Source organism: Methylobacillus sp. DLP286 (assembly GCF_056636515.1).
Map to the genome: position 1 here is coordinate 983,807 of NZ_CM153145.1, position 26,663 is coordinate 1,010,469.

The following is a 26,663-nucleotide window of genomic DNA, read 5'->3' on the forward strand; positions in this document are numbered from 1 at the left end:
AAGGAAACAAGCAAGTGAATACACTAATTCAAGAAGTTCAAGACGGGGACATCGTTGTTCGCATCGACGCTGGCCTTGGTAGCAAACTCCAATGTGGCACCGCCTATGAGGCTGTAGCTCATAAAGGCGAGGACGATGAATATTTCTCCGTCATTCTGGATGGTAAACCTTTTGGAAGCTATGCCCGCGACTTGAGTATCTTCGAGTCCTTCCGTAAGGCGACCCCTGAAGAAGCCCTCCAGTACAAGCTGGCTCAGTCCCAGGCCAAATTGAAGGCAGCCCAAGAGGAAGTCGCCAAGGCAGAGCAAGCCGTCAAGGGGGCTGAGGAAGCTAAGGTGTTCGTTGAGGGCGCTGTGTACTACTACAGTATGCGCCGGGATTGCCGCGCCGGATTGCGGATTCTGCGCAAGGTCAACGGTGGCTGGAACCTCTACGATTTGGAGGGGGAGCTTATGATGGAGGGTGTACCAGCGTATAAGCTATCAGATTCCGGCTGGTATATCCCTGTAACCGACTTCGAGGCTGCTTTGAAGGAGGCTTTCGCAAATGTTTAAGTCCCTCTTGACTTACACCTCCGGCCTAATCGCCAGCTTCTTCAAGCCTCAAGGCGTTGACGCTATCCTCAAGCAATACCAGAAGACCGTCGATGACCTGAACGCAGTGGCTGCTGCCAAGATGGAAGAAGCCGTAACGCTGGACGCCAAGGCCGACAAGCTGTACCAGAAGGCAGACGCCGCAGAAGCCGAAAGCCTACGCGCAGAGCGTCTCGCTGGGCAGTTCTCTCAGGTACTCCTGGGCGACTACAACAAGGAAGAACCGGACGACCACGACATCATGGAAATCCTGGCGAACTCCTAACCCATTCACTTGCAGTAACACTAAAGGCTGTCCCTTTGCGGGGATGGCCTTTTCTTTTTCTTAATGGAAAGAACATCAACATCATCATGAGTATTAGAGACAAACAAAAGCTGTCACCTCAAACCCGCAAGCTCCTGGACTACCTGAAGGACAAGAAAACCATCACTGCTGTTGAAGCCCGCGCCGTCTTCCAGATCGAAGCCTTGCCCCGCCGTATTGCTGACCTCAAGGAAGCTGGTTGGGACATTACATCCACCCTCAAGAAGGATGCCCAAGGCAAGCGCTATGCTCGCTATACGTTCAACGGTAAAGCCAAGGGACAGGTGGATAGCAAAGGTAAGCCTAAGGTTCTCGAATCGGAAAAGCCTAAGCTGGAGCTTAAGGTGGGCGCTACAGCCCTCACCAGGGAGACTGTACGCCCCTACCGGTTTACACGAGGCACCTCCGTAAAGGTACTTGAGGTTCATACCTCAGGGGCAGCGCGAGGTGGTGCAACAGTAATTGACGAAGTAACAGGAAACGAAGCGTGGCTCTGGAACGACGAGCTGGAGGTAATCGCCCATGGTTAAGACTCTAGTTCTCTCCTCGGTAATGCGCCAAGCCTTTGAGCGTCTCCCTATGTCCTCTTTGGTCGACGTAGTGGGCAATCAGATTGTCCGCCGCCTCCGTGCAGGTACAGGCCAGTTCCGCCCCAAGCGTATGTGGAATGCACACCTGTCGTTCGGCACAGCGCAGCGCCTGAAGCGCCAGGGGATTCTCCCTAGCTAATGGCTAAGGGCGAGCAATCGTCCGCAGAGTTTTCCCACCACGAACCTTGCCCTAATTGCAGCAGCAGCGATGCCCTCGCCCGTTATACGGACGGCGGCGCTCATTGTTTCTCCTGTGATTACCATGAGTTTGCTGATGGAGACTCCAGCGACGACAAAGCTAAGACCCAAACAACAACACCAACCAAAAGCAGTAGCAGCGGCTCCGGGGATGGACTAATCCGTGATGGAGAGTATCAGGCTCTCTTGAAACGTAAGCTGTCCCTGGAGACGTGCAAGAAGTGGAACTATCAAACAGGCTTGAAGGGCGGCAAGAACGTCCAGATCGCCAACTACTACCGCGACGGCAAGCTATCGGCACAAAAGCTGAGGTTCGCTGACAAGTCCTTCTCCTGTGTTGGCCCTGGGAAGAAAGACCTCTCCCTATTTGGGCAGCATCTATGGGGCGAAGGCGGTAAGAAGATAGTCATTACTGAAGGTGAGATAGATGCAATGTCCGTGTCTCAGCTTCAGAACCACAAATGGCCTGTCGTCTCCGTACCTAACGGCGCCCAGGGGGCTAAGAAGTCCCTAGCAAAAGAGCTGTCCTGGCTGGAAACCTTTGAGGAGATCATCCTCATGTTCGACAACGACGAGCCGGGCATGGCCGCTGTAGCCGAGTGCGTAACCCTCTTCACTCCAGGCAAATGCAAGATCGCAAGGCTCCCCCTAAAGGATGCCAACGCGATGCTTGTAGAAGGCCGAGGGGATGAAGTCATTCAAGCCATATGGAACGCTAAGGTGTACCGCCCTGAGTCCGTCCTGTCCGTTGAGGATGCACTTGAGGAGGCACTGAAGCTCCCGACCGCGGGTATCCCCTGGCCCTGGCCCAGTCTCACTAAGCTGACCTACGGTATCCAGCGTAAGACCTCTTACTACCTGGGCGCTGGGGTGGGTGTTGGTAAGACTAACTGGGCAAAAGAACTCCAGTCCTGGCTGGTCAATGTCCACCATCTCCCTGTTGGTGTGTTCATGCTTGAGGAAGCCATCGGGCGTACCCTCAAGGGTATCGCTGGTAAGTTCGTCGGTAAGGCTTTCCATAAGCCGGACGGGAGCTTCACCCAAGAGGAGCTAGAAGCGGCAGTCCGTGCGCTAGACGGCAAGGTGTACCTCTACAACCACGCCGTGAACGGGACTGACTGGGACTCCATCAAGTCCGCTATCCGGTACATGGTTGTGTCGTGTGGAGTTAAGGACATCTTCCTGGACAACATCACAGTGATGGTCGCGCACCTCTCCGCGTCCGAGGCAAACGAAGAAGTCATTCGCATTGCCAACGACCTGAAGAAGCTGACGCACGAGCTTGACTTCACGGTGTATGGCTTCTCCCACTTAAACACTCCCGCTACTGGCCCCTCACACGAGCGCGGTGGCCGCGTCCTTGAGTCACAGTTTACGGGTTCCCGAGCGCTGATGCGTTACGGCAACTACATGCTGGGACTTGAGCGGAACAAAGACCCCGAGCTTCCCGAAGAGGAACGTAACTTGGCAACCCTAGTGTTGCTTAAGGATCGGGAGTATGGGAACAGCGGGCAGTTCTACATTCAGTACAACTCTGCAACAGATCAATTCCTTGAGCCTAACGGCTTCCAGGATGAATCAATACCTTTTTAACTGGAGGAAATTTAATGACTCCTGCCGGGATGATACTCCTCGCACTGGTGGCTGTAATCCTTTTGGATATTTCAGATGATTGGATTAACGGCCCACCAGCAACCTAAGGAACCCCCTTACATGAAACACAACATCCCCGCGCTCCTTGCGTCCCTCTTGGAATACTTCAAGGAGAACGACGAGGCGCATCCTGACTATGAAATTGTCCAGGACGGTGATTGGACGGACGAGCGTAAGTGGCAATACAAAACCACAGTAGTAAAGCTCAAAGGCCATGAACTGTACTTCGCAATCCACGAGACTCGCTCTGGTAGTTATTGGTCGGACTACGATTACGACGAACCGACAGTGACGCATGTGGTACCGCGTCAGGTGACTCGCACAGAGTACCTTGAGGTACCCGCAGTAATACAAGGGGAGGTGACTCCAAATGTCTAAGGTTTCCTCCATAGGCCCTGAAGCTCTCATGAGCGCCCTGAGTACACACATCCGGCTCACCATGCAGGAGCGTGTCCTGGAGAACCTTGTGGAAGAAGAGGTAGCAAAGTATCGCGCCAAGATCACAGAGGTTATCAAGCCTGAAGTGGAGAAGCTGACGCTCAAGGACATTCAGATGTACCGCGACATCACCTCTCTACAAACCCAGCTCCAGGTTAAGTTTAACTGGGGGAGCGCATTACCCGCCTAATTGTTGACACGGAGACCAACGGTTTCCTAGAGCAGTCCACGGAAATGCACTGCCTAGTAATCAAGGACTTCGATTCAAAGGACACAACTAGGTACAACTCGCAAGCCGGGGGTCTCCCCATTGAGGAGGGCTTGAGGCGAATGATGGACGCTACGAAAGTAGTAGCCCACAATGGCCTCGGGTTCGACTTCCCGGTATGCACCAAGCTCTACCCTTGGTTCTCGCTTCGCGTGGAGCAGATGGTAGACACCCTCGTTATCTCTCGCACGATGTTCCCCGATATGTGGGACTCGGACACTTCCCTAGCTCACAAGGGGATTCTCCCTAAGCACCTCATCAACAGACACTCCATTGAAGCCTGGGGCTACCGCCTCGGTGAACACAAGGCCGACTATAAGGGAGGCTTTGAGGCGTGGAACCAGGAGATGGAGGACTACTGCGAGCAGGATGTTCATACGCTCGACAAGATATATGAACACTTCCTGAAGCAAGACTGGCCTGAGGAACCCCTTGAGCTGGAACACCTAGTTCGCATCATCCTCAACAGGCAAGAGGCGTTCGGCTTCAGGTTCAACGTGAAGAAGGCATCGGCTTTATACGTCAAGCTCTCCAAGCGAAAGATTGAACTTGAGGCTCGCCTAAGGGAAGTCTTCAAGCCCTTCTATGTCCGCGACAGTTTGAAAACAACTGTGCCCAAACGCGACAACAAAAGGATGGGATACGTAGAGGGCGCTCCCCTATCCAAGGTGAAGCTGGTGGAGTTCAACCCCGGCTCGCGGGATCACATAGCGAACCGCTTAACGCGACTCTTCGGGTGGAAACCCTCGCTGTTCACTGAGAATGGTAAGCCTCAGATTGACGAAACTGTCCTCAAGGGAATGGTGTATCCCGAGGCCAAGATTCTTGCTGAATACTTCCTCGTAGATAAGCGCATCGGCCAGCTCGCAGAAGGTAAGCAAGCGTGGCTGAAGCTGGAGAAGGACGGCGTGATACGAGGACGGGTCAATACGATGGGTGCGGTAACAAGCCGTATGACCCACAGCGATCCTAATCTTGCTCAGGTGCCATCCGCTAAGAGTCCCTATGGGCATGAGTGCCGTGAACTCTTTGAGCCTCCTCCGGGCTATGTCCAGGTGGGCGCTGATGCTTCCGGCTTGGAACTACGTGCCCTCGCTGGGTACATGGCTCCATGGGATAAAGGTGCGTATGTTCGTACCGTCTGTGAAGGACGTAACGAGGACAAGACTGACGTTCACTCAGTCAACCAACTAGCCCTAGCCATCGACTCGCGGGATGTCGCCAAGACATTCATTTACGCGTTCCTTTATGGGGCGGGCGACGAGAAGATCGGTACAACCCTTTATGGTATCAAGGGCAACAAAGCCCGAGCTAAAGGCAAGGAAGCGAAGGCTAGATTCATGGTCAAGCTCCCAGCGTTAGGAAAGCTGATCGCAGCCGTTAAAGCGGCGGCTAAAGTTAAAGGCTGGATCAAGGGTCTTGATGGCCGGAAAGTTCCCGTCCGTTCCGAACACGCAGCCTTGAACACCCTCCTCCAATCAGCCGGGGCAATCATCATGAAGCGAGCCTTGGTAATCCTCGACGCGATGCTTCAAGCGAAATATCGCCCAGGTACTGAGTACGAGTTCATGGGCAACATCCATGATGAATGGCAGATCGCCGCCCTACCGGAAATTGCTGAGGATGTGGGTAAGACCGCCATAGAAGCTATTCGTCTCGCTGGCGAGTATTACAACTTCAAGTGCCCCCTGACTGGGGAGTACAAGATTGGAGCCAACTGGAGTGAGACGCATTAGGAAAGAAGAAAGGAAACTCTTGGAAGTCCTGGAGAAGGCATGGGCCAAAGGCTTTACTGTCCAGTCCCAGTTCTTCAGGGACAACGCCGTGTATGTGGCGTGGGTGGCTTCCGAGGGTTTCATCACAACCATAGTCTCACCTCGACGCTTTGGAAACACCTGGAGGCTCACGCCCGAAGGGAACAAAAAGCTGTTCGAGATGAGGCTACAACATTCTATTGAGGAGTCTTCTATTGGAAGAACGTAATCAATCAACACACAGTAAGGTTCAGGAAACAATCATGGTTATCTTTTTGGTGGCCGTGAGTTTCCTTGTGGGAACCTTCTTAACCCGCTGTAGCGCCCCAGGCCCCGACCCTGTAGTCGGTATCGTAAGGGAGGCTACGGTGAATCCTGTAGTCAAACATGAGGAGAAGGTCGATGTCCCTCTCAGTACAGTCAAGGCATTCAAGCCAAGTGTCAAGGAAGCTCTACCCCTACCAGATAAAGTTACTGGAGACCCTGCGCAACACGCCATTGCGTCAATCAAGTTGGCACCCTCGGAGGCTAGGCAAATCGTCACTACAACAGTGGATGCGGGAACAGGGGAAGTTTCCTCTTACGTGTCCCGAGCAGGAGACCCTTGGTTCGCACTTGAGAATCGCGGAAGCCTCGGACTCGATATTGGGTACAAGCCTGACCGTGATGGTGGTGGTGGACGACTTACTCCAGTAGCTCGCATCAACCTTAGGCAAGACCTTATCCAAACCAAGAGCATCCATTGGGGTGCATCCGCTTCGGTGTACTCCGATGGTGATTACTTTATAGGCTTAGGAGGCCAATTAAGATGGTAAGAACTAAAGAATTACTTAAGGACATCCTTATAGGGTTTCCTTTGGTGTCGCTACTAGCGTACCTAATGATATTCCACGGCATCGCCTTGGTTGTATTCCTTGGAGGTGTATTGGCATTGGGGTTTCTGTTCCTACTGGCCGTAATGCTAGGAAATCATACGCGTGAACTCTATCGTTATTGCCGTACCGGAAGGATGCCTTATGAGTAGTACATCACATTTACAGTCTTACGCGGGTTCTATCCCGCATCTAATCCCCGTACAGCAAGGGGACGCCATACAGACAGTCAATGCAAGGGAACTTCATGCGTTCCTTGAGGTGGGCAAACAGTTCGGTACCTGGATAACAGACCGTATCAACAAGTACGGTTTCCAGGAAGGCCAAGACTTTACTGTGATTGCTTCCCAAAACGGGGAAGCAAAGGTAGGACGTGGAGGTCACAACCGCGTGGACTACCACATCTCCCTAGACATGGCTAAGGAACTCGCTATGTTGGAACGCTCTGAGAAAGGTAGGCAAGCCCGGCAGTATTTCATTGAGTGCGAAAAGAAGCTCAAGGAAGTTACTTCCATCCAAGCACCAGCCCCCGTCCTCCCTGACTTCTCTAACCCTGCCATTGCAGCACGAGCTTGGGCAGACGCTATAGAGGCTCAAGGTATCGCTGAAAGGAAGGTACTCCAGGATGCGCCTAAGGTCGCCTTCCATGATGCTGTGGTGGAGGCCGAGGGTACGTATAGGCTTGATGTTGTAGCGAAGCTGATTGGTACAGGAATCATTAGGCTGAAGGGGTGGCTGAAGGCAGAAGGCATTCTGCGCAAAGACAATGGGCGTCCTATGCAGCGCTATGTGGATTCAGGGCATTTCGAAGTTCGTCTCCGTAGAGGGGTGACGCCTGAGGGGATTCCTTACGAACCCCTTGTGTTAGTCACAGGTAGGGGCTTAGCCGCTATCCACCGCAAGCTGCACAGCTCAGCACATATAAACATCTTGAAGATCAACTCGATTCCTTTAAGGCTCGCAGCATGACAATCCACATGATTACCGAAGATCAAGTGACGCTATCCCGAGAACACTATGAACACCTTGTCCAGGACAGCGCTCAGCTTGCCTCTCTGAACAACTCCCAAGCTATCAACTGGGAGGCGCACAGGGTCTGGATGGAGAACTACGCCAATCCCGACAAGGCGGTTAAACCTGAGCAAACCTAAAGTCACCCTCCTGGTTGACGCTGATATTGTCGCCTTTAAATTGGCCGCAGCAAACGAACAGCGTACCAACTGGGGGGTTGATGAAGACACAGGCGAAGACGTTATCTCCGTTGTAGTGACGGACTTCGATGACGTAGCCCAGCAAGTCCAGTCATATCTGGATGAACTGCTGGTCAAGACTGGAGCAGATGAATACATCATTTGCCTCAGCGATGATAACTACAACTGGCGCAAGAAGGTTCTCCCTTCATACAAGCAAGGCCGCGCCAACACAATACGTCCCGAGCTGCTGTACCCCCTCAAGGATTACCTAGCGGACAACTTCCCGAGTTACCGCAAACCGACACTTGAGGCAGACGACATCATGGGTATCTTAAGCACTCACCCGAAGCTCATCCCCGGCAAGAAGATCATCGTGTCTGAAGACAAGGACATGAAGACTATTCCGGGCTGGCTATTCAATCCCGCGAAACACACCAAGCCTGTATTCATTACCGAGGAAGCCGCAGACCTGTACCACCTGGAGCAGACCCTTACGGGAGACGTTACGGATGGCTACAAGGGCTGTCCTGGTGCTGGCAAGGATGCCTTTGACTCAATGGTCAAGAAGCGCCTCAAGTATGTCGCATATGAGCACATCTTGAAGTCCGGCCCACGTAAGGGACAGGTAGAGGTTCGCTGGAAGAAAGAACCCTGTGAGACCTTATGGGAAGCCTTGGTTTCCCAATATGAGTACCGAGGGTTCACTGAGAGAGACGCAGTAACACAGGCCCGCGTGGCCCGTATATGCCGTCATACCGACTACGACTTTAACAAGAAAGAGGTTATCTATTGGACTCCCCCCTCCGCAGCGCAACCCCCGCAGAGCTAGCAGTACACATCGCCGAGCAGGAAGCGGAAAGCTCAGGCATCACAGTAGAGGAATATGTCGCGCGACTATCCCCAGCTCCTGATGCGTCACCCTGGAAAACTCAGGTGGACGGAACTCATTACTCCACTATGGCAATTCAGCCATTCGAGTATTCCATGCGCAACGGCCTAGACCCCATGCAGCACACCATCATTAAGTACGTCTCCCGGTTCCGGGATAAGAATGGCGTTCGTGATCTGCTTAAGGCCCGCCATACGATTGACCTTTTAATTGCCTTTGAGGAAAGTAAATGAAATTAACAACTTATATCCGCCATGCTTATGAAGAGTACGGCAGTGTCTCTCCCACTTTGACGGACTTTAAAGACCTTACTAAAGCCTTCAAAGATGAGAGCTACAGGACTCCTAGCCTGGAGCTGCTAACTACTACCGCCGAGGTGGTATTCGTCGCCGTACCGGCCACAGTCTTACGTGCATTAGTGGTTACTACATTCGTTGCTGCCATTGCGGGGACGGTAGTTGGCCTGTTCGGCCTGAAGGCGTACCACAGCATCAAGTCCCGCTTCAAGAAATCCTGAGGCCAGCCCCCTTTGACCTAGGAGAACTCAGGGATACCCAGCTCCTCCAGCACTTCCTGATGTTCTCCTACCTGTACTACACCTTTGACGTTTCCCCTATCCAGGACGAGAAGTTTGACCTTCTCTGCGCCCGCCTTCTCCAGGTGTTCGACACCATCAAGCACCCACACAAGAAGCTGATTATCAAGGACGACCTTGTAGCTGGCTCAGGGTTCGCTATCAAGGCATACCCCACTTCCATCCGAGGTGCCGCAATGGAATGGCTAGTGAGAAACCACAAGGAGATGTACGACTTTCTGAATAACCAAACACGATAAGGAAACACTTTATGACAATCCTAGAGCATTACTACGGCCCAGTGCGGCACCGTCACCCTGACCCCCTCCCGAAGTCCCACGACTACTTCGGCCTGGAGAGACACTATCGCGAACTGTACCTCAGTGTAGCGGTAGAACGCCACGTTCTTCAGTACCGTCAAACCTTCCCCGTGGAGGTGCCTTACAAAGAGGCCCTGGGTTACGCAAAGGAAGCCTTGAGTCAGGAACTTGTGATTCGCCTATTTGCTCAGGAGTTTCAATGAGATACTGGAAAGGTGGGGGGTTAAGTGCCCACTATAGGGTAACTATCCAAAGCACCCCTAAAGTTTCTCATTAAAGTGTTACTTAAAGTTAAACAGTTATTGTTAATCATTATTAATAAAAAACCCTTAAGGTAAAACCTAATGTCTAACTCTAGGTTAGCCGCCTTTGTTTCTGAAGAGCTGGTACAGGAATTATCAATCCTCTTCCCGGATACTCTCCCAAGACAGCTCGGTACGCCTGAGCATATGGGGAAGCTGATCGGGCAGCAGATGGTAATTGATAAAATCAAGTCGGCCCTGAAAGAAGCACAAGCCAACGTACTTGAAATCTCAAAAATCACAACCCTCTAATGTGTTCCAGCACACCTAAGATCAAGACTATAGCCGCACCTGTGGTTAAACCCCCTGAAGAAGTAGCGCCACTAGTATCCCCTGAGGATGCTGTAGGTACGACTTCTGGTTCCCTCCGCGAACAGGCGAGCCGCAGAAAGCTCCGCATCGACCTGACCACCCCGGGACAGGGCAGCGGATTGATCGCTTAAAAGGGCTAGATGGTAAGCGACACCACCACCATCAAGGCCCGTTATGACACACTTTCCCCTTCGCGTGATGTTTACCTGAACCGCGCTCGCCGCTGTTCAAAGTATTCCATCCCGCACTTGGTTCCCCCTGACGGCCACTCCGATGTGTCTGAATTGCCAACTCCCTACAGCTCTCTCGCGGCTCGTGGGGTGAACCACCTTTCTTCCAAGTTAAACCTGTCTCTCTTCCCCGCTAACACCCCCTTCTTCCGTTTGCAGATCGACGACTTCGCCTTGAAGAAGTTGACGCAGCAGGATGGGATGCGCGCCGAGGTTGAGAAAGCCCTGTCCTCCATCGAGCGTTCCGTTATGAACGAGCTTGAGACTACCGCCATACGCACCTCTACCCAGGAAGCCCTAAAGCATCTCTTGGTTGCTGGTAACGTGCTGCTGTACCTCAATCCGATAGGAGGCATGAGGGTATTCCGCCTAGACCGCTACGTGGTCAAAAGAGACCCCATGGGTAACGTCTTGGAGATTATCGTCAAGGAAGACCTTAGCCCCATGGAAGTCCCCGAGAGCATTCGAGAGATTGCCTTGGGGGAAGCAGCCAAGGAGACAGGCTCCCGAGATAGTCCCGAGAATACCGTAGAGCTGTACACGCATATCAAACGTGAAGGTCGTGTATGGAAAGTCCGGCAAGAAATCAACAAGGTGAGGATTCCAGAATCAAGTGGAACCTACCCCCTGGATAAGTCGCCGTGGATTCCATTACGCTACATCGCTGTTGAGAACGAGGATTACGGTAGGAGTTTCCTAGAGGAATACTTGGGGGACATTATCTCCCTTGAAGGGCTTACCAAAGCGATTGTTCAGGGTTCCGCAGCAGCAGCCAAAGTGCTGTTCCTGGTCAACCCTAACGCTACTACCACCATGAAAGACCTGGCCGAATCCGAGTCAGGCGACATCAAGGAGGGTAAAGCGGATGACGTATCAGTCCTTCAGATGGACAAGTACGCCGACTTCCGTGTGGCGCTTGAGGCAATAGAACGCATCACTGAGTCGCTATCGTATGTCTTCCAGCTTAACTCCGCCATCCAACGCAATGGCGAGCGAGTCACAGCACAGGAGATTCGCTATATGGCCCAGGAGCTAGATGCTGCTAACGGCGGCATCCACTCTCTTCTATCCCAAGAACTTCAATTGCCAGTAATCAGTACCACGATGCACCACATGCAGAAGCAAGGGAAACTCCCTCCGCTGCCTCAAGGTGTTGTACGTCCGGCGATTACCACGGGTCTTGAAGCGATTGGCCGGGGCTACGACAAAGCCAAGCTGGCAGAACTGCTAGAGATGGTGAACCCACTAGGCCCCGAGGCAATGCAGAAGTGGCTGAACGTGGGAGACTACATCACACGCGCTGGTACATCCATCGGTATGGATATGGAAGGCTTGGTGCGTTCCGCTGAGGAAGTCCAGCAGCAGGAAGATAACGACCGACTACAGGCCCTAATTCAGCAGGGTCTGCCCAATCTCATTAACCAAGCTGGTAGCTCAATGCAGCCCCCAGCGCCTTAACCCCAAAGGAACCTATGGCACGAACCAAAGCCGCCGCAAAGGCTGAGGCCCCTACTGTTGACGAAACAGTAACTGAGGACTCAGCAGCGGAAACGCAAGAGGTTGCTGAAACAGCAGTCCCTGAAGCCGCAGCCGAAGCTGCACCTGAAGTCCCCCCTGAAGCCGCAGCCGAAGCTGCACCTGAAGTCCCCCCTGAAGCCGCAGCCGAAGCTGCACCTGAAGTCCCCCCTGAAGCCGCAGCCGAAGCTGCGCCTGAGGAGGAGGCACCTGTAGTTCCCGAGGATAGCCCAGCTACGGAGCGCTCTGCCCGTGAAGTTGTCCAGGTTGACTCCGCAACAGTACGGTACGACTTCTGATGGGCCAGCAAAACAGCACTCAAGAACAGCCACAAGCCCCTGTACCCGGAACCCCCGAGTACGAAGCGGCAATGGCTGACAAAGCAGACAAGGCCATGACAGCGCCTGAGGGCGAACGTCCTGCATGGCTCCCTGAAGGCTTTGACACTCCCGAGCAATTCGCTGAGGCATACGCCAAGCTGACCGCTAAGGGGGCCGACGAGACGACTACGGATGAAACCCCCAAGGATGAACCCCCAAAGGACACCGAAGAGCAAGCAGCCAAGGCAGCCGCTGAGTCGGCAGGACTGGACATCGCCCAGCTACAGGAAGAGTACAACACCAACGGGACCCTGAGCGACGAATCCTACAAGGCCCTGGAAGCCAAAGGCTTTACCCGCGAGATTGTTGACAACTACATCTCAGGCCAACAGGCCAAGGCCGACCTCTTCGAGGCGAAGGCATATGAGCAAGCAGGTGGCAAAGAGCAATACGCTGTGATTACTGCTTGGGCGGCTACAAACCTGTCCCCCGCAGAGATCGCCGAGTTTAACTCCCAAGTGACCAAAGGCTCGATCGAAGCAACGGGCTTGGCTATCGCGGGCCTTCGCGCTAAGTATGAAGCTGCCAATGGAACTGACCCCGCGCTTATCACAGGCAACGGCGGCAGAGTATCCAAAGGCTATGCCTCGCGCTCTGAAATGACTGCTGATATGAAAGACCCGCGCTATAAGACAGACCCCGCATTCCGCGCGTCTGTTGAGCGCAAGATTCAGCAATCTCCCAATCTGTACTAAGTAGCACCCTCCCTTCCATTTAGGGCCTCCGCCTACCCTCCCAGGAGGCCCTTTGTGTTCCCACCTATACCCCGTCCCTGGGGTTTAACACTAAGGATATAAAAATATGGCAAACGCCAATCCAATTCGTCTTGGTCAAATCAACTCCACAGGCCCAACCGATGAGATGTTCCTGAAGGTATTCTCTGGTGAAGTCCTGACCGCGTTCGAGATGGAGACCGTTACTGAGTCCCGTCACCTGATTCGCACCATCCAGCACGGTAAGAGCGCTCAATTCCCGGCCACAGGTCGCGTGAATGGCGGATACCACACTCCCGGTACTGAGCTGACTGGCCGCAACGTGAACGCTGCCGAGCGCGTTATCACCATTGATGACTTGCTGGTAGCGGACATCTTCATCCCAAATATTGATGAGGCGAAGAACCACTACGATGTTCGTTCCATCTACTCCGCCGATGCTGGCCGCTTCCTGGCTGAGAACTGGGACGCAAACGTGTTGCGCACTGGTGTACTGGCGGCGCGCTCCGCAAGTGTTGTAAACGGTCTCCCAGGCGGTTCCGTACTGACCAACGCCAACTATGGCTCCGACGGCTCTGCCCTTGCTTCCGGTATCTTCGCTGGTGCCCAAACCTTGGATGAGAAGAATGTCCCCAAGGCCGACCGAAGCATCTTCGTGAAGCCAGCTCAGTATTACCTGCTGGTGCAGACGACCAACACCATTAACTCTGACTGGGGTGGCAATGGCTCCTACTCTGACGGTGTTGTTCGCCGCATCGCGGACATCGACTTGGTTAAGACCAACAACCTGCCTAACGGCCTGAACTTGACCAACGACACTACCATCACTGCTGCTGGCCTCGACCCAGCGAAGATTCCTGCGAAGTACCGTGGCGACTTCTCCAAGACTCGCGCCTTGATTATGAACAAGCAAGCCGTGGGCACCGTGAAGCTGATGGACTTGTCTACCGAGATGGCTTATGACATCCGCCGCCAAGGCACCCTGATTGTCGCAAAGTACGCAATCGGTACGGGTGTTCTCCGCGCTGAAGGTGCTGTCGAACTGGCGACGCCTTAATCCTTATGGCAAAGCGGTTTGACTTTCAAGTTCGAGGTCTGACTGACGCTGGTGCTACTATCGCAACGAAAGCCGTTGAGTTTCATGATGACGGCTCTTTGCGGTTTACAGATAGTGCAGGGATTCTCCGCATTGTCCAGCCTAGCGCCGACCTCAACGCACTCCTGGTGCAAATCTTTACAGGTACTGGTGGCTTTGCCGCAGGTACCAAACTCTTCGGCAACGCCTAGCGCTTGTCTCCCCTGGGGGTACTTCTTGTGAAAACACAGGGGGTACCCCTTTTTGTTTACCTAAGGATTAACCTTGCCAAAACTATCTTTTATCACCGACGGCATTACCCGAGAAGTGAACATGCCTCCGTTCAAGGGGTCTCCAACAGTGACAATTTCGGGGACTTCAACCGACTACACTGTACGGGGCGACTTCACCTTGATTCTTGCCAGTGCTGGAACCAAGGGTGCTGCCGTAGAGATTGACTACGAGGCACTAAATGCGGGCGTATCGCTTGCTAAAATTGATACCAGCACAAGTCCTCCGAGCATCCTCCTGCCGGACGGTACAAAAATACCAGTCGTGAATCACAGCAGAATGGTCATAGTGACGGAGAACCGTACCCTGACCGCCGATGATGTAGGCGCTGTATTACTCTGCACCTCCTCGGTAACGCAATTGACGATCCCGACAGATACCGAACTGGGCACCCGAGAGTGTGAAACCATCGCTGTTTGTCAAACCGGCGCTACTCCCATAAACATTGTGGGGGCTTCCGGTGTTACCGTAGTGAGGGCCTCAAGCATACCAGACCCTGTGCAGTACGAGGTCTTCGGGGTGGTACGCACAGGTGGTTCCTACTGGAATCACCTATGATACTGTCGCGCCTTATTAGGAGAAGGCGGGTAGTGACCGAACTTGAGCCGGAGACTACCACGCTTGTGGCGGCGATGGTAGAAGCGCCCTTGCCGGGACACCTCGCCGCGATTAACAAGTGTATTGTCGATCTGAAGGCGGCGGGCGTGTGGAATAAGATCGACTATATGGCCGCAGCCATGCACACCCCACAGGCCAACCTACTCAACTGGAAAAATCCTGAGCTGTATCCTTCGACCGCCGCAAGCGTCACTCACGTACCGTATAGAGGTATGACGCCAACAGCAAATGGCGTCTACGTTAATTGCCCAACATTTCTACTTAACGATGTGAGTAGGCATAACTGTCACTTATTCCAATACTTTACTGTTTATAACGGTAACTACGCGGGTTCTCGGGACGCCGAAGGTGCGACTAGCAACCGCATTGCAGTTAGATACATGAACAACTCGTCCGTCATTAACTACATGGCGAGCACAAATATCGTAACGGTAATGCCAGCTATTGATGGCCCAGGCTCTTTGTCCTGTACTAGGAGAAGCCAAGACGTTGAACATCGTTACCTGAATGGTGTGCTACTCAGCTCATTTGACAGTCCCGTTGCGGTAGAAACACTTACTGGGGGGATTCGTTGGGCTGGCGGCACTTCTGCAAACCGTAATACCACAGGCGCATTCACGCTTGGCGCAGGACTCTCTGATGCTGAAATGGCGGCATTGCATTCTGCCGTGGAAAGTTACATCAACACAATTGCAGCATTCATTTAAGAAAGGATTTTTATTGCCAACTATTTATGAAGTAGGAGACGGCGTTAAGACGTTTTACCCCTTACCCGCCTACAAGAACACGCCTCAGGTTAAATTTAACGGGCTGAGCCAAAGCGTGACTAAAGGCTCTCAAGGTGTATACGTCAGTGCGCCCGCCCCAATAGGTACTAAGGTCGAAATACAATATGAAGAGTGGCCGGATGGACAAGCTCTGGTAGGAGACTTTAAGCAGATACACAATGCGCTTGATGTGGTGCAGTTCCCGATTGTATCGGCTACCTTGCAAATTGCAGCAGCCTTCAAGTTACCTGCAAACTATTTCCAAGATGGCGGGCACCTTAAGTTTACTGCGCCAATGCGTGTCACCTCCTCAGGAACCCGCTATGTTGGGCTGATAATTGGCAGAGACGAGAATCCAACTATTAACGGGTTACTTGTTGAGAACGCTTTGCATACAGAGTTTACCAGCGCAACAGTAGCTCAGATTATGGAAGTTGGTGTTGTACCGACATCCGCAGGTTTCACTTCATGGGCGCGAGCGGGCAGCGCTAGTTGGGGAGTTAATCTCAATGACCGTAGTTCTCCTGATCCCCTGTACGCCTTTGTTGCCGTTTACCAAACGGGCACTAATGCAGCGAGCTTGAGGGGCTTCCAATTGGAATCCTCAGTCCACCCAATTGAGCGGTACACGCCTGTTATAGGGTAACGACATAAACACCTTAACTCCCACCACAGAGCTTGAGGCCGTCAACATTCTCCTCGCTACTATCTCAGAGTCGCCCGTAAGCACTCTTGAGGATAGTGGCTTGGCGGATGTTGCGGAGGCAATCTCAACGCTCCATGAGGTCTCCCGCGAGGTACAAACCCAACCGTGGGACTTCAACCTAGAACCCAATGTAACACTCCCAGTAGACTCAGATGGCTTCATCCTGGTACCCCCAAATACCCTGAGGGTTCACCCCGACTCGGCCTTCAGCGACCTACGACTTACCCAGCGCGGGCAGCGACTTTACAACCGTAGGGACAGAACCTTTGTGTTCACTGCCCCGGTTAAGGCTGACTTACTGGTTATGCTTCCTTTCGATGAGTTACCTGAAGCAGCCCGGTATTACATCACCATCCGCGCTGCGCGTATCTTCCAGACGAGACAACTTGGCGAGGACACCACGCTTGTATATACGAGTGACAGTGAAGAGCAAGCCCAGGCGACCCTTAAAGAATTCGAGGGAAGCACAGCGAATCACAATATGTTCACTGGAAGCCACAGCGTTATGGGGGTATGGCTTCGATGAGTAGAGTCGAAGGTAACATCCCGAATCTCTACAACGGCATATCTCAGCAGTCCCCCTCACTACGAAGCCCCTCTCAGGGCGAAGTCTCCGAGAACGGATACCCAACGATTGCTTTGGGTTTGGGCAAACGCGCACCTACAGAGCATGTCGCTAAGATCACCAGTGAACAGATGGACTCAGCCTTCGTCACCACGCTCAACCGGGACAAGACCGAGCGCTACACGCTATTCATTGCTGAAGGAGTCATTAAGGTATTCGACCTCTTCACAGGAGAAGAGAAAACAGTAAATAGCCCTTACGACGCCTCCTATCTCGCTGACGCTACGGCAGACGATATTGTAGTAGTAACCGTGGCCGACTACAGCTTCGTGGTGAATAAGAAGCGCATAGTGAAGATGACTCAAGAACTCTTCGGTAGGCTTTATGACGGTGTGGAGGTTACAGGTATTATCAAGTTTTCCTCCGCTGCTGCATTCGATTATAAGGTGGATACGCCTTTCGGTTTGGGCACATCTGTAGGTATCCAATGGACGCATGTTGCGGGAACCAACGGGCGCTTGACCTTTGTAGTACCCAACGGCACCCCAGGGTTTTATCCGGGAGGCAAATTCAGACTGACAAATGTTGTCAGGGCGGACAGCTCCAAGATACACCAATTAGCGGGTTATGACCTCACAGTCTCCAGCACGGCGGTTACAGGTGCTGTATCGGCAAGGTCTCTCGCTATTGTAGCCGTCTCCCCGCTATTCTTGGCAGAGGGGAATGCTACCAATCAAATCCTAGGCACAGGGTACATAACCCCCTATAGTGCCCAAGTTACAACAAGCGCAGCGCATACCCTAACCACCTCAGCCTTTGTTCGTGTAGAAGGGGCGACCCCTGAGGAGTACAACTCTACGGCACCTGTCGTAGCAGTACCTACCACCACCACTTATGTCTATGACACGCGCACACTGAGCGCCTTAGGCCCTGCAACCGGAACCCCGAGGTATAGCGTAGTGCAGGGCTTCAAGGGGACGAAGCAAAAGTTCTCGGACTTACCTACTAGCGGGCAGGTTGATGGTGATATGTGGAAAATCCAAGGCGACCCCACTACGCAACGCTCAACGTACTACGTTATGTGGAGCAGCGCGAGTTCGGTCTGGATTGAATGCGCCGATCCTACCGCAAGCGTCGCCTTTGACCCGACCACAATGCCGCACCAGCTAGTACGGGAGGCAGACGGCACGTTTACTTTTAGCTCCGTCCAGTGGGAAAAGCGATTGGTAGGGGACGATGACTCCATCCCTATCCCCTCTTTCGTGGGTCGCACTATCTCAGACGTGTTGTTCTTCCGTAACCGCCTAGGGTTCCTTTCTGACGAATCAATCATTCTGTCTCGTAGTGGGCGGTACTTCAACTTTTGGGGCGAGACCGTCACGTCTGTCCTAGACTCAGACCCGATTGATACCTCAGCGGCACACACGAAGGTTTCCTTATTGAACTTTGCAATCCCGTTCAATAAAACCTTGATGCTCTTCTCGGATCAATCCCAGTTCCAACTTGGAGCTGGTGAAGTGCTGACCCCTAAGACAGCTAAACTGGAACCCGTAACAGAGTTCGAGAGTTCACCCTTGGCCCGACCTGTGGCTGCTGGGCAGAACGTATTCTTCGTCCTGGACAAGACTACCTACGCTACTGTCCGGGAATACTACGTCGATAGTAACAGCTATACCAATGACGCGGCGGACATCACAGCTCACGTCCCCAGGTACCTCCCAGGGAACGTCTTCAAGATGGCTACAAGTTCCGGGGAGGATGTACTCCTAGTGGCCTCAAGGGATGAGCCTAACGCCCTGTACGTTTATAAATATTACTGGGGTTCCGAAGAGAAGTTACAGTCCGCCTGGAACAAATTCGTCTTCGGGCCTGACGATAAAATCCTGAGCTTCGACATGCTCAACACTATCGTTTCCCTAGTGATACAGCGCGAGGATGGCGTATACCTAGAGCGTATGGACTTGGAGCAGGGCAAGGCGGATAGCGGCTTCAACCACGCCGTTTACCTTGATCGAAAGTTGTTCCTCCAGGGTACATACGATGCTGACCGCGACGTGACAACCTGGGAGTTACCTTACGAGGAAGAACTCCTCCAGGTGTTCACTGGCCCCGGCTTCGGGCCGTCCGCAGGGACTGTCCTTACCGTATCCCGCCCCGCGCTAGACTCCGTGGAGGCCATAGGCGATTACAGCCAGCACGAGGTATACATAGGGCGTCCCTACACATTCAAGTATCGCTTCTCCGAGCAGTTCCTACGCAATCAGGAAAACCTGTCTGTAATCCCCGGTCGGCTCCAACTCAGGACGTTCACGGTCGGGTTCCACAACACGGGGTATTTCCGTACAGAGGTGACACCTAAAGCACGGCAAAAGGCAGTCTATCCATACACGGGAAGAGTGATCGGGGACGACGACTTTAGGCTGGGCCAAGAGACCATTAGCTCAGGACGCCTGACGTTTCCAGTGCGGTGCCGTTCCACCGATGCAGCCATCGAGCTTATCAACGATTCACCCCTCCCCTCTTTCTTTCAGTCAGCCACTTGGAAGGGGGAGTACAGCTCTTCAACAAGGAGATAAATTGAGTAAACCTTACAGCGTCCGTAGAGCAACCCTCGCGGACGCGCTTTTTATTGCCGACAATCTTAGGCAACAAGACCGCGATGAGATGATCGCGTTAAGGGGGGATGACCTGAGGGCTACCCTAACGGACTCCCTTAAGGGTTCTCTCCTCACAAACGTAGCAGTGGATACGGGAGGTACCCCCTTCGTAATCTTCGGCCTGGGCATAGGCGAAGGCTGGGGATTCCCCTGGCTCCTCGCTACGGACACGCTGTTGACAATGAGGAGGGACTTCTTGCGGGAGTCCAAGTCTCGTCTTGAGTTCTATCGTTTGATTACGCCAAACATGGTCAACATGGTAGACGCCCGGAATACTATCTCTCGCCGATGGCTAAAATGGCTAGGCTTCAAAGAAACCGCGAATATTCCCGTAGGTGCGGAGACATTTATCAAGGTGGAGATAACCGCAGATGTGTGAGCCAATGACCATTGCATCCCTCGCCATTGCGGCCGTGGGGGCCTATTCCTCATACGAGCAGGGCATGAGTTCAGCAGAAGCTACCGCCAAGTCCATAGAGGAATCCCAACGACAAGCTAACGCGACAGCGGCGCTACAACAACAGCAGATCAATCAGAACGCCGCCGATGAGAAATCACAGCGCTCCATTGAGGCTATGCAAGAGCGCGGACGCTTAAGGGCCATCCTTGGGGAGTCCGGCCTGACTGGAAATACCGCCTCCCGTATCGAAGGGGAGTCATACTTCAATGAGGGCACCGACCTAGCAAGCATTGAGGCCAATCGCCAGTCCGCCATCAAGCAATCTAAGCTGGAGGCACAGGGCGTAGCAGCAAATAACCAGACTCGTCTGAACTCCATCAAGCGCCCGAGTGCCCTGGGTGCTGGGCTGCAAATTGCTGGCGCAGGGGTAAGCGCCTATGACTCCTACAAAACATCCAAAGAAAAAGCTAAGAGGAACGCCTAATGGTACGTGAAGTACGCAATACCCTGGGCAGCACTCGAATAGCTGATCCAATCTCCCGGCCACAGGCCCAACGCGTGGTGGCCCGTCCGGTAGACACCACCATCATAGGGACAACCCGAGACTCCACCTTTGACTCCTTCATTAGCGGACTCTCTACGCTCAACCCAGCGCTCCAGCGCTTCGCTCAGAACCGTATGGACGAGCAGAACCGCCAGGAGGTAGAGCAAGGGAAACAAGATGCCATCCTTAAGGAGGAGCCTAAGTCAGACGCCGAGCTGTACCAACATGGGTACTTGAAGATCAAGGGTACCAATGCGGCAGCAGAGGACATGGCCGAGCTTCAGGGCTACCTTGAGACAAACTATAACCCCGACACGGATGACTTCCAGGGGACAGTTAAGGGATGGCTCAAGAACAAGGCTAGCCCTTCTACGGACAAGTCATTCCTTGAGGGGTACGCCCCCATCATGGATAGGGCCATCAATCAGCTCTCTAACCAGTACACCAAGCAGCGCTGGGATAAGCTTCAGGAAGACGTAGCGACCAACGCAATGAAGAACCTTAGCTTGGGCATGGGGGCCTTTGTGGATCAAGGTTTGCCTGTACCGGATGAGTTCATCACAGCGAAGAAGCAAGAGTTCGCTACCAACTTCAAGATGAGTGAAGCCAAGTTCGAGGAGCTTCAGTTCCTGGCCGCTAAGGAGTTCGGCAACAAGGGTAACTTTACGATCTTCGAGCAGTTCAAGAAGGACAAGCCTGACGGTACCCCAGGGATGTACTTTAACCCTGCCTGGAAGGAGAAGATTGACGCGGCAGAGATACACGCCAAGACGCAATATCTCCAGATGACTACAGCCGCCGAGAAGCAGCTTAAAGCCGACCGTGAGAAACGCCAGGAGCAAGCCTTACAGTCAGTATTTACAGGTGCCCTGACGGGTGAGTATGGGGATGCTGTAGCCCAGTTCAAGAAGCTGGTGACGGAGCAGCCTAATCTGTTCCTCCCGAGCGAAATTAGCGAGTGGACTAACAAGCTATCCGGCCTCTCCAAAATGTCCCAGTTAGAGGAGACTACAGAGCAGCGCGTGAATGCTACTAACCTACTAGCCCGTATCTACACGGGTAGAGCTGGGATTCAGGATGTAATGAATGAGTCCCTCTCACGGCGTATCTCGTACAGCCAGACTCAGCAGTTACTTAATGATGTGAACAGCTTCCAGACCTCCCAGCGACAGTTAGCACTTCAAGCCCAAGCAAGTGAAAGAACTGTGTATAAATCGACGCAGTTCCAAGCCGCAGAGGATTGGTTAGGACGGACACTAACCGCGCCAGACAGTATGATGCCTGGGATTCCCACAGGCGACAAGCAAATGGCTGCCCAGGTTAAGGCCAATGCCCTCCTTGAGTTATCCCAGCGTTCACAGGGCTTACAGCCTTCTCAAGTCCAGGAGCTGGCAAACGAGCTTTCCCAACGGTACGCAAAGATGCTCCCGAAGTCTTTCTTGACTACTGACGTAGAGGGTGCTCGTTCAAACCACCCCCTTCAGGGAAGCCTAAGGTTCCAGTCCCCGAGGGAGCTGAAGGAAGCTCATCAGCGCGGGCAGATAAGCGATGCTGACTTCCAGTACCAGTACAACATTTTCAAAGAAATTAAACTAGGAGCGACACCAACTAATGGCCCAACTAGACCCTAACGATTCGCTCGATAGCAGTCTTCAGGAGATAAAGAAGGAGAAACATTCAGCTACCATCCAGCAACAATACGATGACCTGGATAGCTGGGACAGTCCGCCAGCGCCTCCCTCCACTTCACCCATTACGCAGACGGCAGCCACTCCCAAGGCTCCTGAGTCCAGCTACACCTTGGGGGATGCCGTAAATGACACAGTGAGCATTCCCTTAGGTGCAGCCCGAGATGTCGCCCAATCAGCGACAGACTTGCTCTACGACGCAACCAACGCCCTGTCAGGCAACCTATTCAACTACAGGTTCGCTACCCCGCAGTGGCCTGAGGTGACAACCAAGGGCACCCCCTCCAAGGTGGGCCGTTCGATTACGCAGTTTGTCGCTCCCTTCACGGGGGCACTCAAGGCCCTCTCCTGGGCAAAGGCCGCAAGCGCTCCAGTCAAAGCAGCCGCCGCAGGTGCAGCTACGGACTTCGTAGCGTTTGACCCCCACGAGCAACGCTTGTCCAACCTCGTGCTGGACACCTTCGAGTCCACCCAGGGCAACGCGGTGCTGGAGTACCTAGCAGCGAACGACAATGACACTTGGTACGAGGGTCGCATGAAGAACATGCTGGAAGGTCTCGGTATCGGTGTAGCCCTTGACGGTACCATTCAGGGTATCAAGGCAACCAAGGCTTACTTTGGGGCCAAGTCCGAGAGCAAGAACGCCCTGGCTGAGATGCGTAAAGCCGCGGCAGCCAAAGAAGAACAAGCAACCCAGGCCGTAAGGGACAACATCAAGCCAGCCTCAGAGGTTCCCTTAGCCCAGCAGATTGAAGAGCTGACAGGTGCCTCTAGACCCAAGGCTGATGTACAAGCTAGACAGGCAGACCTGGAGGAAGCCTTCAACGGTGCCGACTCTGATATAGCTGACCTATTCAAGTTCATGGTTGATGAGCAGGAGGTAGCAGCCCTAAGGCAAGCCGAGGTTGACGCTAAGGCACTCCCTCAGGAACTCCAGGGGACACTTGAAGCTGCTGAGGCGCGCCTTAGTACCCCTAGGGGACAAGACCGTCTGTACCTCAATATGGACGATGGTAGCTTTACGGTAAGCAAGGACGCCCCTGCGTCTCCCTCAATGCTTGACCTTGAGACGCAGGTTCAAGCGGCAATGGAGAAGCCGGGCTTTAGGCGTTCCGCTAAAGACTTGGCCGTACTACGAGCGTATCGCCAGCTTCAAGAATCCCTGTTCGATGACATCATCCTCCCGGCAACGCCTGGGGAAGAGTCCGTAGAGGCCATCCTAAGGGGTATCGACAGCAACACCCAGGCCCTGGCCGATGCAAAGATCATCCTACCCACCAGCATTCGCCGTGGACAAGGTGGCTTCATCGACCCTAGTGTTCTCCTTGATGCCGCTCAATCAGCGGGACGCCTAGCGAAACACCTAGTGCGTACCCCTGGAGATGCAGCCTCAAGCGTGGCTGGTGGCGTAGCCGGGTTCAATGCGGCTGAGGATGATGCAAGCCTAGGTCAACGCTTAGGGTTGGCCGCTATTGGCGCTATCGGTGGCCGTACCCTGTATCGCAAGGGGTTCCCTCAAGGTGCAGCCAAAGAGACCATTGAGGACGTAGCCAAGAGCTACCACCCTGTAGCAAAGTCCCTAAGCCGCCCTGAGGTTGCTGGCATATCGCCTATCCCAAAGAAGGCACCCGTGAAGATACCTAAGGCCAAGGCTGATGAGTATGTGCGGATCGCCAAAGAGGGAAAGTTGGACGAGCTGGCGGAAACCGTTGAGGCTTCCGACTTCAACTTCGCCCACCTAGACAGTGCTGAGGATATTCAATCCCTCATGGACTCCACCAGCGCCATGTTCTCCAAAGAGATTAAGGTGGCGACCGGAGGGGTTCAATCCCTGGCGGAGACCAAGCGCCTAGCTGAGGCCCTGGGTTCCACCCCTGAGTCACTCGCGGCGACATACAAGGGACTCTATGGTGACACTGAGAACCTTGCAGCCCGCGTAACGGCCAACCGTATGTTGCTCAATGCGTCCGCTAAGAAGACCGTGGAGTTAGCCAAGCTGGCCGAGCGTGGGGACGTAGAGAACCTTCTGGCATTCCGTAAGCAAGTGGCGGTACACGCCTCTATCCAAGCCCAAATGAAGGGGGTACAGACCGAGATTGCCCGTGCCTTGAGCGCCTTCCGTATCCAGGCAAACTCCGCTGACTTGGCCGTGGCCGAGCTGGACGAGTTGTTAGAAGCCTGGGGTGGCCGTAAGGTCAACGAGGAGCTGGCCCGTAAGCTCGCTATGGCTGATACCCCTGAGAAGCTCAACGCTATGGTACGCCGTGGTGCTTGGGCCAGGAGCGAATCCGCTGTCTATGAGATGTGGATTAACGGTATCTTGTCAGGCCCCGCTACCCACGCTGTGAACGCCCTAGGTAACTCCCTGGTTGCCGCGATGAGTATCGCTGAGAAAGGCACTGCCGCTGCTGTAGGGCGCATCTTCCGAGGTGGTGCTGCTGACCGAGTAGGCTTGCGTGAAGTACAGGCGCAAGCGTTCGGTATGGCTGAGGGCCTGATTGATACCTTACGCATTACCAGCGAGGGTCTTAAGGCTGTACGCAAGGCAAGCGGGGAAGCCCTAACGGGTAACTTCTCCGGCGCTGCTGATACCCTCCGTGCCAATGCGGATGAGTTTGGTAATACATGGCAAGCGCTAGGCTCTGGCACTCCCGTCCTGGACAACGCGGCCTATGGAACCCGCGAGCTGGACAACAGCGTCAACGCCATCACAGGCGCTAACTTTGGACTCCAGGCCGACACTTGGGCTGCAAACACAGTGGACGCCTTAGGTACCCTTGTGCGCCTCCCTGGCCGTGCGCTGATTACCACGGACGAACTCTTCAAGTCCATGCACTACCGAGGCAACCTCAAGGCGAACGCTTACAAGACTGCCAAGGGTGAGGGCCTTGAGGGTGACGCCCTGGTGCAGCGTATGAACGAGCTGATTGAAGGACGCGACATCCCTATCACTGGTGATGCTATCTCTGCTGAGGCCCTTGAGGCGGCACGTATCGGTACCTTTACCAATCGCTCTACCGGCGACATTAGCACAGGCGTTCGCGCCCTGAGACAGACACTTCCAGGCCGCTACCTGATCCCCTTCATGAATACCCCAGGGAACATCATGGCGTATGTTTGGGAGAGAACCCCAGGCGTCAACCTACTGAACTCCAACGTCCGCGCTGAGTGGGCCGCTGGTGGCGCTAGGCGTGACGCTGTGGCCGCTAAGATGGCCGTGGGCGGTGCCTTGTACGGTGCTGGTGCATACCTGGCTTCACAAGGGTTAATCACTGGGCATGTCTCCAAGGCTGATGAATTGGCCGGGATACAGTCCTACTCCGTGAAGGCAGGTGATACCTACTACTCCTATAACCGCCTTGACCCTGTAGGGATGTTCCTGGGCGTTGCTGCTGACTTTGCCAATATGTCCGGGGAACTCTCCGACATACAAGCAGATGAAGCCGCGGGTCTCGCAGTGGTGGCATTGAGTCAATCCTTAGGGGCTAAGTCCTACCTGTCCGGCTTGGTTGACCTGATTACCGCTATCTCGGACACCATCCGTAGCGACGGTAACATCGACCCACTCACGCGTTGGTCAAGGAACTTTGCTGCATCCTTTACGCCGTTCTCCAGCCTCCAACGGTCTATCCGTAAGGAGGAAGACCCTATCGCCCGTGAGGTGTGGTCTTACATGGACGCGGTACGAAACACTGTACCAGGGATGAGCGACACCCTGCCCCCGCGTAGGAATGTCTTTGGCGACCCTGTTGTATACAAGGGCGGTCTAGGCCCTGACATTGCTTCGCCTATCTACGAGAGTCCCCTGAGCGACAACCCGGCAGCCCTTGAAATCTCACGCTTGAACATTGAGCTTGAGCCGCCATCACGCACCATCGGCAACAGTGCCCGAGGGAGAAGCATTGAGCTTACCCCTGAGCAGTACGACCGCTACGCTGCCTTGGCAGGGAATGAGGCTAAGGTGTTCGGCGGACTAGGCTTTAAGGACTTCTTAAGGGAGTACGTGAAGAGTCCCGAGTATCAGTCTCTAAGCGAGGCTCAGGGCGATTACGTGGGCGGCAAGGAGATGCAGATTAAAGTGCTCCATAGCCGCGCAAAGGAGGCCGCAAAGCTCTTCCTCCTCAACGAGTTCCCCGAGCTGAAGGATGCCTTCATGGAGGACAAGATGAACGCTGCAAGGGCACTCATTGGTGCCCCTGTGGTTGAGGTCTTGCAGCCACAATAAATCATGGCCCTAGGGTAACACCTAGGGTC

General features: G+C 53.8%; 30 protein-coding genes. All 30 read left to right on the plus strand.

Annotation, left to right across the window (positions count from 1 at the left end; translation table 11 throughout):
- The first annotated feature begins 14 nt into the window (after positions 1-14).
- The 30 genes from ACWXTG_RS04735 (at position 15) to ACWXTG_RS04880 (ending at position 26,634) form a co-directional block, all read left to right on the plus strand.
- Positions 15-554, plus strand: a complete 540-nt coding sequence (locus ACWXTG_RS04735; protein ID WP_480220878.1) for a hypothetical protein — start codon at positions 15-17, stop codon at positions 552-554.
- Positions 547-858: a hypothetical protein gene (locus ACWXTG_RS04740; RefSeq protein WP_480220879.1), complete on the plus strand. Its 312-nt coding sequence runs from the start codon at positions 547-549 to the stop codon at positions 856-858. Before ACWXTG_RS04735 ends, ACWXTG_RS04740 begins: the two co-directional genes overlap by 8 nt.
- A gap of 86 nt (positions 859-944) precedes the next feature.
- Complete coding sequence (locus ACWXTG_RS04745; protein ID WP_480220880.1) at positions 945-1,427, plus strand: helix-turn-helix domain-containing protein; 483 nt, start codon at positions 945-947, stop codon at positions 1,425-1,427.
- Between the two features lie 49 nt (positions 1,428-1,476).
- Complete coding sequence (locus tag ACWXTG_RS04750; protein ID WP_480220881.1) at positions 1,477-1,626, plus strand: hypothetical protein; 150 nt, start codon at positions 1,477-1,479, stop codon at positions 1,624-1,626.
- Complete coding sequence (locus ACWXTG_RS04755; protein WP_480220882.1) at positions 1,626-3,278, plus strand: DnaB-like helicase C-terminal domain-containing protein; 1,653 nt, start codon at positions 1,626-1,628, stop codon at positions 3,276-3,278. Before ACWXTG_RS04750 ends, ACWXTG_RS04755 begins: the two co-directional genes overlap by 1 nt.
- A 120-nt stretch (positions 3,279-3,398) precedes the next feature.
- Positions 3,399-3,716 (plus strand): hypothetical protein, encoded by a 318-nt coding sequence (locus ACWXTG_RS04760; protein ID WP_480220883.1) that lies wholly within the window; start codon positions 3,399-3,401, stop codon positions 3,714-3,716.
- Between the two features lie 28 nt (positions 3,717-3,744).
- Entirely contained in the window at positions 3,745-3,966 is a 222-nt protein-coding gene (locus ACWXTG_RS04765) for a hypothetical protein (RefSeq protein WP_480220884.1), read from the plus strand.
- The gene (locus tag ACWXTG_RS04770) at positions 3,966-5,780 is read left to right on the plus strand and encodes a DNA polymerase (protein ID WP_480221209.1); all 1,815 of its coding nucleotides are present in this window, start codon (positions 3,966-3,968) and stop codon (positions 5,778-5,780) included. The genes ACWXTG_RS04765 and ACWXTG_RS04770 overlap by 1 nt, the downstream gene beginning before the upstream one ends.
- A gap of 19 nt (positions 5,781-5,799) precedes the next feature.
- Positions 5,800-6,027: a hypothetical protein gene (locus ACWXTG_RS04775; RefSeq protein WP_480220885.1), complete on the plus strand. Its 228-nt coding sequence runs from the start codon at positions 5,800-5,802 to the stop codon at positions 6,025-6,027.
- Between the two features lie 787 nt (positions 6,028-6,814).
- The gene (locus ACWXTG_RS04780) at positions 6,815-7,639 is read left to right on the plus strand and encodes an antA/AntB antirepressor family protein (protein ID WP_480220886.1); all 825 of its coding nucleotides are present in this window, start codon (positions 6,815-6,817) and stop codon (positions 7,637-7,639) included.
- A gap of 8 nt (positions 7,640-7,647) precedes the next feature.
- Positions 7,648-7,821 (plus strand): hypothetical protein, encoded by a 174-nt coding sequence (locus tag ACWXTG_RS04785; RefSeq protein WP_480220887.1) that lies wholly within the window; start codon positions 7,648-7,650, stop codon positions 7,819-7,821.
- A 40-nt stretch (positions 7,822-7,861) separates the two neighbouring features.
- Complete coding sequence (locus ACWXTG_RS04790; protein WP_480220888.1) at positions 7,862-8,692, plus strand: hypothetical protein; 831 nt, start codon at positions 7,862-7,864, stop codon at positions 8,690-8,692.
- 128 nt (positions 8,693-8,820) lie between these two features.
- Positions 8,821-8,985, plus strand: a complete 165-nt coding sequence (locus ACWXTG_RS04795; protein ID WP_480221210.1) for a DUF3310 domain-containing protein — start codon at positions 8,821-8,823, stop codon at positions 8,983-8,985.
- Positions 8,982-9,269, plus strand: a complete 288-nt coding sequence (locus ACWXTG_RS04800; protein WP_480220889.1) for a hypothetical protein — start codon at positions 8,982-8,984, stop codon at positions 9,267-9,269. Before ACWXTG_RS04795 ends, ACWXTG_RS04800 begins: the two co-directional genes overlap by 4 nt.
- Before the next feature lie 59 nt (positions 9,270-9,328).
- On the plus strand, positions 9,329-9,586 hold the full coding sequence (locus ACWXTG_RS04805; protein WP_480220890.1) for a DNA ligase LigA-related protein: 258 nt from the start codon (positions 9,329-9,331) through the stop codon (positions 9,584-9,586).
- An 11-nt stretch (positions 9,587-9,597) separates the two neighbouring features.
- Positions 9,598-9,849, plus strand: coding sequence for a hypothetical protein (locus ACWXTG_RS04810; RefSeq protein ID WP_480220891.1), 252 nt, complete (start codon positions 9,598-9,600; stop codon positions 9,847-9,849).
- Between the two features lie 141 nt (positions 9,850-9,990).
- Positions 9,991-10,200, plus strand: a complete 210-nt coding sequence (locus ACWXTG_RS04815) for a hypothetical protein (RefSeq protein ID WP_480220892.1) — start codon at positions 9,991-9,993, stop codon at positions 10,198-10,200.
- Positions 10,201-10,400: 200 nt separating this feature from the next.
- Complete coding sequence (locus ACWXTG_RS04820; RefSeq protein WP_480220893.1) at positions 10,401-11,948, plus strand: portal protein; 1,548 nt, start codon at positions 10,401-10,403, stop codon at positions 11,946-11,948.
- A 14-nt stretch (positions 11,949-11,962) separates the two neighbouring features.
- The gene (locus tag ACWXTG_RS04825) at positions 11,963-12,304 is read left to right on the plus strand and encodes a hypothetical protein (protein ID WP_480220894.1); all 342 of its coding nucleotides are present in this window, start codon (positions 11,963-11,965) and stop codon (positions 12,302-12,304) included.
- Positions 12,304-13,080 carry a capsid assembly protein gene (locus ACWXTG_RS04830; RefSeq protein ID WP_480220895.1) on the plus strand — a complete coding sequence of 259 codons (777 nt, stop codon included), beginning with the start codon at positions 12,304-12,306 and terminating at the stop codon, positions 13,078-13,080. The genes ACWXTG_RS04825 and ACWXTG_RS04830 overlap by 1 nt, the downstream gene beginning before the upstream one ends.
- 106 nt (positions 13,081-13,186) lie before the next feature.
- The gene (locus ACWXTG_RS04835) at positions 13,187-14,155 is read left to right on the plus strand and encodes a major capsid protein (RefSeq protein WP_480220896.1); all 969 of its coding nucleotides are present in this window, start codon (positions 13,187-13,189) and stop codon (positions 14,153-14,155) included.
- A gap of 303 nt (positions 14,156-14,458) precedes the next feature.
- The gene (locus ACWXTG_RS04840) at positions 14,459-15,022 is read left to right on the plus strand and encodes a hypothetical protein (protein ID WP_480220897.1); all 564 of its coding nucleotides are present in this window, start codon (positions 14,459-14,461) and stop codon (positions 15,020-15,022) included.
- Positions 15,023-15,054: 32 nt separating this feature from the next.
- Positions 15,055-15,789 (plus strand): hypothetical protein, encoded by a 735-nt coding sequence (locus ACWXTG_RS04845; protein ID WP_480220898.1) that lies wholly within the window; start codon positions 15,055-15,057, stop codon positions 15,787-15,789.
- Positions 15,722-16,495: a hypothetical protein gene (locus ACWXTG_RS04850; RefSeq protein ID WP_480220899.1), complete on the plus strand. Its 774-nt coding sequence runs from the start codon at positions 15,722-15,724 to the stop codon at positions 16,493-16,495. The genes ACWXTG_RS04845 and ACWXTG_RS04850 overlap by 68 nt, the downstream gene beginning before the upstream one ends.
- A 4-nt stretch (positions 16,496-16,499) precedes the next feature.
- Positions 16,500-17,081: a hypothetical protein gene (locus ACWXTG_RS04855; RefSeq protein ID WP_480221211.1), complete on the plus strand. Its 582-nt coding sequence runs from the start codon at positions 16,500-16,502 to the stop codon at positions 17,079-17,081.
- On the plus strand, positions 17,078-19,696 hold the full coding sequence (locus ACWXTG_RS04860) for a phage nozzle protein (RefSeq protein ID WP_480220900.1): 2,619 nt from the start codon (positions 17,078-17,080) through the stop codon (positions 19,694-19,696). The genes ACWXTG_RS04855 and ACWXTG_RS04860 overlap by 4 nt, the downstream gene beginning before the upstream one ends.
- Position 19,697: 1 nt before the next feature.
- Positions 19,698-20,156 (plus strand): hypothetical protein, encoded by a 459-nt coding sequence (locus ACWXTG_RS04865; RefSeq protein ID WP_480220901.1) that lies wholly within the window; start codon positions 19,698-19,700, stop codon positions 20,154-20,156.
- A gap of 4 nt (positions 20,157-20,160) precedes the next feature.
- Positions 20,161-20,661 carry a virion core protein, T7 gp14 family gene (locus tag ACWXTG_RS04870; RefSeq protein ID WP_480220902.1) on the plus strand — a complete coding sequence of 167 codons (501 nt, stop codon included), beginning with the start codon at positions 20,161-20,163 and terminating at the stop codon, positions 20,659-20,661.
- On the plus strand, positions 20,661-22,352 hold the full coding sequence (locus tag ACWXTG_RS04875) for a hypothetical protein (RefSeq protein ID WP_480220903.1): 1,692 nt from the start codon (positions 20,661-20,663) through the stop codon (positions 22,350-22,352). Before ACWXTG_RS04870 ends, ACWXTG_RS04875 begins: the two co-directional genes overlap by 1 nt.
- Positions 22,333-26,634, plus strand: a complete 4,302-nt coding sequence (locus ACWXTG_RS04880; RefSeq protein ID WP_480220904.1) for a hypothetical protein — start codon at positions 22,333-22,335, stop codon at positions 26,632-26,634. The genes ACWXTG_RS04875 and ACWXTG_RS04880 overlap by 20 nt, the downstream gene beginning before the upstream one ends.
- The last annotated feature ends 29 nt before the right edge of the window (positions 26,635-26,663 follow it).

What these genes read in the sequence shown, in the direction of transcription:
- ACWXTG_RS04760 (WP_480220883.1), top strand. Translation starts at nt 3,399, where the DNA reads ATGAAACACAACATCCCCGCGCTCCTTGCGTCCCTCTTGGAATACTTC.
- ACWXTG_RS04860 (WP_480220900.1), top strand. Translation starts at nt 17,078, where the DNA reads ATGAGTAGAGTCGAAGGTAACATCCCGAATCTCTACAACGGCATATCT.
- ACWXTG_RS04745 (WP_480220880.1), top strand. Translation starts at nt 945, where the DNA reads ATGAGTATTAGAGACAAACAAAAGCTGTCACCTCAAACCCGCAAGCTC.
- ACWXTG_RS04785 (WP_480220887.1), top strand. Translation starts at nt 7,648, where the DNA reads ATGATTACCGAAGATCAAGTGACGCTATCCCGAGAACACTATGAACAC.
- ACWXTG_RS04805 (WP_480220890.1), top strand. Translation starts at nt 9,329, where the DNA reads ATGTTCTCCTACCTGTACTACACCTTTGACGTTTCCCCTATCCAGGAC.
- ACWXTG_RS04750 (WP_480220881.1), top strand. Translation starts at nt 1,477, where the DNA reads ATGTCCTCTTTGGTCGACGTAGTGGGCAATCAGATTGTCCGCCGCCTC.
- ACWXTG_RS04825 (WP_480220894.1), top strand. Translation starts at nt 11,963, where the DNA reads ATGGCACGAACCAAAGCCGCCGCAAAGGCTGAGGCCCCTACTGTTGAC.
- ACWXTG_RS04850 (WP_480220899.1), top strand. Translation starts at nt 15,722, where the DNA reads ATGCTGAAATGGCGGCATTGCATTCTGCCGTGGAAAGTTACATCAACA.
- ACWXTG_RS04795 (WP_480221210.1), top strand. Translation starts at nt 8,821, where the DNA reads ATGGCAATTCAGCCATTCGAGTATTCCATGCGCAACGGCCTAGACCCC.
- ACWXTG_RS04740 (WP_480220879.1), top strand. Translation starts at nt 547, where the DNA reads ATGTTTAAGTCCCTCTTGACTTACACCTCCGGCCTAATCGCCAGCTTC.
- ACWXTG_RS04830 (WP_480220895.1), top strand. Translation starts at nt 12,304, where the DNA reads ATGGGCCAGCAAAACAGCACTCAAGAACAGCCACAAGCCCCTGTACCC.
- ACWXTG_RS04755 (WP_480220882.1), top strand. Translation starts at nt 1,626, where the DNA reads ATGGCTAAGGGCGAGCAATCGTCCGCAGAGTTTTCCCACCACGAACCT.
- ACWXTG_RS04880 (WP_480220904.1), top strand. Translation starts at nt 22,333, where the DNA reads ATGGCCCAACTAGACCCTAACGATTCGCTCGATAGCAGTCTTCAGGAG.
- ACWXTG_RS04815 (WP_480220892.1), top strand. Translation starts at nt 9,991, where the DNA reads ATGTCTAACTCTAGGTTAGCCGCCTTTGTTTCTGAAGAGCTGGTACAG.
- ACWXTG_RS04820 (WP_480220893.1), top strand. Translation starts at nt 10,401, where the DNA reads ATGGTAAGCGACACCACCACCATCAAGGCCCGTTATGACACACTTTCC.
- ACWXTG_RS04835 (WP_480220896.1), top strand. Translation starts at nt 13,187, where the DNA reads ATGGCAAACGCCAATCCAATTCGTCTTGGTCAAATCAACTCCACAGGC.
- ACWXTG_RS04765 (WP_480220884.1), top strand. Translation starts at nt 3,745, where the DNA reads ATGAGCGCCCTGAGTACACACATCCGGCTCACCATGCAGGAGCGTGTC.
- ACWXTG_RS04780 (WP_480220886.1), top strand. Translation starts at nt 6,815, where the DNA reads ATGAGTAGTACATCACATTTACAGTCTTACGCGGGTTCTATCCCGCAT.
- ACWXTG_RS04810 (WP_480220891.1), top strand. Translation starts at nt 9,598, where the DNA reads ATGACAATCCTAGAGCATTACTACGGCCCAGTGCGGCACCGTCACCCT.
- ACWXTG_RS04800 (WP_480220889.1), top strand. Translation starts at nt 8,982, where the DNA reads ATGAAATTAACAACTTATATCCGCCATGCTTATGAAGAGTACGGCAGT.
- ACWXTG_RS04875 (WP_480220903.1), top strand. Translation starts at nt 20,661, where the DNA reads ATGGTACGTGAAGTACGCAATACCCTGGGCAGCACTCGAATAGCTGAT.
- ACWXTG_RS04870 (WP_480220902.1), top strand. Translation starts at nt 20,161, where the DNA reads ATGACCATTGCATCCCTCGCCATTGCGGCCGTGGGGGCCTATTCCTCA.